We start from the raw sequence: 3413 nt of genomic DNA, 5'->3' as shown, positions 1-3413 counted from the left end.
CAGTCCCCGTCGACCCCGCGGGCCCGCTCCAGGTGCTGCAGCTGATCGAGCAGGCCCGGTCCCTGGCTTAAACAGCCATCGACTGCTCCGTAACTGCCGTTCTGGGGGTCCAAAAGGGCGGTTACGGAGCAGCCGATGAAGTGCCGCTACGCGGAGATGTGTTGGTTACGCGGTGCTGGCTACGCGGAGACCAGCTCGTGCCAGTCGGCGACGAGGGGCAGGTTGTGCGCCTCGGAGACCGAGCGGTGGGCAACCTGGCCGCCGGCGATGTTCAGGCCGGCGGCCAGGGCGGCGTCGCGCTCAAACGCAGCCTTGACGCCCAGGTTCGCCAGTGAGACGGCGTAGCGCAGGGTGACGTTGGTCAGCGCGTACGTGGAGGTGTTCGGGACGGCGCCGGGCATGTTGGCGACGCAGTAGAAGATCGTGTTGTGGACCTTGTACGTCGGTTCCTGGTGCGTGGTGGGGTGCGTGTCCTCGAAGCAGCCGCCCTGGTCCACGGCGATGTCCACCAGCACGGAGCCGGGCTTCATCCGGGACACGAGCTCGTTGGTGACGAGCTTCGGAGCCTTGGCGCCGGGGATCAGGACCGAACCGATCACGAGGTCGGCGTCGACCACGGACTTCTCGATCTCGTACTTGTTGGAGGCAACCGTCTTCAGGCGGCCCTGGTACTGGGCGTCCAGTTCGCGCAGGCGGTTGATGTTGATGTCCAGGATGGTGACGTCGGCGCCCAGGCCCAGGGCCATGGCGGCTGCGTTGGTGCCGGCAACACCGGCGCCGAGGACAACGACCTTGGCCGGACGGACGCCCGGGACGCCGCCGAGCAGCACACCCTTGCCGCCTGCCGGGGCCATCAGGGAGGTGGCGCCGACCTGCACGGACAGCCGGCCGGCAACCTCGGACATCGGGGCCAGCAGCGGCAGGGACCTGCCCTCCTGGACGGTCTCGTACGCGATGGCGGTGACGCCGGAGTTGATCAGTGCCTGGGTCAGTTCCGGTTCGGCGGCCAGGTGCAGGTAAGTGAAGAGGATCAGGTCCTTGCGGAAGCGGTGGTATTCGGCCTTGACCGGTTCCTTGACCTTCAGCACCATGTCGGCGCGGCCCCAGACGTCGTCGGCTTCGGCGACGATCTCGGCGCCGGCGATCGCGTATTCCTCATCCGTGATGCCGGAGCCCAGGCCCGCGCCGCGCTCGACGAGGACCTCGTGGCCGTGGGTCCGGAATTCATGGACGCCGGCCGCCGTGATGGCGACGCGGAACTCGTTGTTCTTGATCTCTTTGGGTACGCCGATGATCATTTGTTAGCTCCAGTAGGTGGTGGCCTCGTGGGCCTGGATGAGCGGGGGATTCGTACTTCCAGAATAAATCCCGCTGTGAGGCACGCGACAGGTGCCGCCGCCGGGCGTCCGGCGCCCGCCGCGTCATTCCGGGGTTTTTCAAAACCCGGAATAGACATTTGTCGAGGGCGCGGACGTCAGGTGTCGGCTCGTGTCCGTCCCGGATGCATTCGCAGTGCGGCGGGCGAGGGCAGTAGTCTGGCAGGATGCAGCAGCAGGACGTGGAGCAGCTCGTGGAGCAGGTGGCGCAGCGGCTGGGCCGCGGCCTCTCCCTCGAGGACCTCGACGGTCTGCTCCTCGCCTACAGCTCCAACCAATCCCATGCGGACCGCGTCCGGGTGAACTTCCTGCTCAGCAAGCGGGTCCCCGTGGATGTCATCGCGTGGCAGCTCTCGCACGGGATCGCGACGGCGGTCCGGCCGGTCGTCGTGCCGGCCAACGCGGACCTCGGCATGCTCGGGCGCGTGTGCGTGCCGCTGTTGGTGCGGGGCTTCCGGGTGGGGTACCTGTGGGTCCAGCTCGACGCCGAGGAGCCCAGCGCCGCGACCGTCCTCGCCCAGCTGCCGGACGTGGCGCCGGAGCTGGAGCAGCTGTCCTCCCTGCTGCTGGATTCCAACACGGCGGAGTCCGAGTTCCGGCGCCGGCGAGAGCAGGAGTTCCTGGCCGCGTGCGCCGGGGAGGCCAACGCGGCGGCGGCCGTCGCGGGCTGGAAAGAGGTCCAGGGCAAGGGGCCCTGGCAGCTGGTGACCGTACTGGACGCGGATGGCTGGGCCGGGGGCTCGGATCCCATCGCCGACACGCTCATTCACCGCTCCGCGGCGCTGCAGGCGACCATCGGGGTGGACGCCGCACTGTTCAGCGCCGGCACGGAGACCCATGCGGTGGTGCTCTTCAAGGAATCCACGGGACGCGCCGACCACGCCCAGGTGCTGGTCCACTACCAGCTCGAACTCGCCAAACGCTCCGGGCGCACGGTCCGGCGGATCATCCTGGGCACGTCCGAGGGATTCGCCAAGCCGCGGGAACTGGCCGAGGCCTACCGGCAGTCACGGCAGGCGGCCCAGGCCGCGGCGGTGGATCCCCAGCTGGGCGAGCTCGTCGACTGCCGGGCCACCGGCGTCTACCAGCTCCTGGCCTCGGCCGGCGGCGGCGCGGGAGCCTGGGCAGACGCGGGTTCCGTGTATTTCCGCCTCCTCGAGGACCATGACCGCAACCACGAGCTGCTGCCCGTGCTGGAGCTGTTCTACGACAACGACGGCTCGGTCCAGGAGGTCGCGGCCAAACTGCACCTGCACCGGAGCAGCATTTACAACCGGCTCGGCCGGATCCGCCAGCTGCTGGGCGTGGACCCGTTGAAGGGAATGGTGCGGCTGGAACTGCATGCCGGGCTCAAGGCGCGGCGCTGGGCTGGCCGGCCCAGAATCTAGCGGCGGGCTTAGCCCTCGCGCTTGGAGGGGTCCGCGTCGAGGGCCGGCTTCGCGTCGTGGCCAGCGTCCTGGCCAAGGTCCTGGCCGGGGCCGGCGATGCCGGCGGCACTGCGGCGGCGGGAAATCCGGCTGTCCACCCAGAGCGACACCGCTACGAAAGCGACGCCGCTGGCCAAATACGTGGCGGTGTTGTTCAGGCCCATCGCGGTTCCGAAGATGCCAGCGAGCAGCATGGCGGCGATCCCTGCCACGATGTGCCACCCTCTGAATTTACCCACATTCCAAGCTTAACCCGCGGGATATCAGTGCTTCCGCGCCGGACAGGGATCGTTGCTTGATCCTTATCACTGCTTCATGAAGCACCGGCAGCCTCGTCATCCTGGCCGGCCGGCGTCCCGGCGCCCGCACCATTCTTCTTCTGCGTTTCGAGCCACGCCATGATGTCGGCCAGCCGGATCCGGCGGTGCGTTCCGCGGTACTCCACCGGGATCTCGCCGCGGTCGGTCATGTTCCGCAGATATGTGTGCGAGATTCCCGCAAGCTCCGCGGCCCGGGACGTCGTCAGCATTTCCTCGACGCTGCTGACCGTCACGGCGTTGCCGCGGCTGAAGCGGCCCAGCAGATCGACGACGGCGTCCCGCGCCGCGGG

At 68.5% G+C, this 3413-nt stretch carries 4 protein-coding genes; 1 reads left to right on the top strand and 3 read right to left on the bottom strand.

The genetic code is table 11. From position 1 onward, the window contains the following. Positions 1–179: 179 nt before the first annotated feature. A complete protein-coding gene (gene ald / locus Y706_RS0117225) occupies positions 180–1298 on the bottom strand; it encodes an alanine dehydrogenase (protein WP_028277578.1) in 1119 nt (372 codons plus the stop codon). Positions 1299–1543: 245 nt separating this feature from the next. Here ald and Y706_RS0117220 point away from each other — a divergent pair, with 245 nt between their 5' ends. Then, the gene (locus Y706_RS0117220) at positions 1544–2764 is read left to right on the top strand and encodes a PucR family transcriptional regulator (RefSeq protein WP_028277577.1); all 1221 of its coding nucleotides are present in this window, start codon (positions 1544–1546) and stop codon (positions 2762–2764) included. Positions 2765–2772: 8 nt separating this feature from the next. On the opposite strand, the gene Y706_RS26165 is transcribed toward Y706_RS0117220, so the two are convergent. Together Y706_RS26165 and Y706_RS26160 are read right to left on the bottom strand one after the other, a co-directional pair. Then, positions 2773–3042 (bottom strand): hypothetical protein, encoded by a 270-nt coding sequence (locus Y706_RS26165; protein WP_084476217.1) that lies wholly within the window; start codon positions 3040–3042, stop codon positions 2773–2775. 74 nt (positions 3043–3116) lie between these two features. Continuing rightward, positions 3117–3413, bottom strand: a 297-nt coding sequence (locus Y706_RS26160) for a helix-turn-helix domain-containing protein (RefSeq protein ID WP_043436376.1), incomplete at its 5' end; no start/stop codon positions are given.

The organism is Arthrobacter sp. I3 (genome assembly GCF_000520575.1).
In the GTDB taxonomy this organism is placed as follows: domain Bacteria; phylum Actinomycetota; class Actinomycetes; order Actinomycetales; family Micrococcaceae; genus Arthrobacter; species Arthrobacter humicola_A.
Note: the sequence above shows the minus strand (reverse complement) of the source record. Positions and strands in the feature narration are given on the sequence as shown.